This window comes from Aeromicrobium flavum, assembly GCF_007992115.1.
GTDB lineage: Bacteria > Actinomycetota > Actinomycetes > Propionibacteriales > Nocardioidaceae > Aeromicrobium > Aeromicrobium flavum.
Genome location: NZ_BJZQ01000031.1, coordinates 1 through 797, shown reverse-complemented (window position 1 = coordinate 797; position 797 = coordinate 1). Strand labels below are relative to the sequence as shown.

1 protein-coding gene and 1 pseudogene are annotated in these 797 nt (G+C 68.0%); one reads left to right on the top strand and one right to left on the bottom strand.

Annotated elements, in window-relative coordinates; genetic code table 11:
* On the bottom strand, positions 1–229 hold a 229-nt coding region (locus AFL01nite_RS15225; RefSeq protein ID WP_246119751.1), incomplete at its 3' end, for a peptide deformylase.
* A 205-nt stretch (positions 230–434) separates the two neighbouring features.
* Here AFL01nite_RS15225 and AFL01nite_RS15220 point away from each other — a divergent pair.
* Positions 435–797 (top strand): annotated as a pseudogene (locus AFL01nite_RS15220) (acyl-CoA dehydrogenase family protein); the annotation flags it as partial.

Below are 797 nucleotides of genomic sequence, written 5' to 3'. Positions count from 1 at the left end.
GCTTGCGGTCGGTACCGTCGGGGAGCCGCAGGACGGGGTTGCAGACGACGCCGGTGATGCGCTGCTGGTCGTCGTCGGGGCAGTCGAAGACGAAGACCTTGAGGTCGACCCCGACCTGGTTGGCCGCGAGGCCGACGCCCTCGGCGGCGTACATGGTGGCGACCATGTCGGCCACGAGGGTGGCGAGCTCGTCGTCGAAGTCGGTGACGTCGCGCAGCTCGTGGTGCATGACGGGTGTGCCCCACCGCGTGATGGGGCGGACGGAGCCGCCTGTCGGCAGCGGGCGGGACTGGTCGGCGGAAGGTGTCTCAGGCACGCCTCAGGGTATCGAGAAGACTCGCCGGACGATTCGTTGGTAACTGAGGACCATTTCAGATACTCTCGGTATGCGAAACTGTAAACGTCAGTTTCCGTTGATCACCGAGGGAGTGAACGTGGCGGGCAAAGACCCCATGGCCTACGGGCTGCGCGTCCTGAACAAGCTGGCTGCCTCCGAGACGCTGGACCGCTTCGGTCTGCGCAAGTTCGCGGAGCGCGCGGTCCACGGGACGACCAAGGCCAGTTTCCAAGCCATCGGTGCGGCACAGCGCACCTTCACGAAGGCGTCCGGCAGTGGCCAGGGCAGCCGCCCGGCGGCGACCCAGCCGTCCGGCGTCTTCGACCTGACGCCCACCGAGGACCAGCAGATGATGGTCGACGTCATCTCCGAGTTCGCCGCCGAGGTGCTGCGCCCCGGTGCCGAGCAGGCGGAGGCGGCCGACGACACCCCCAAGGAGGTGCTGGGCCAGACCGGCGAG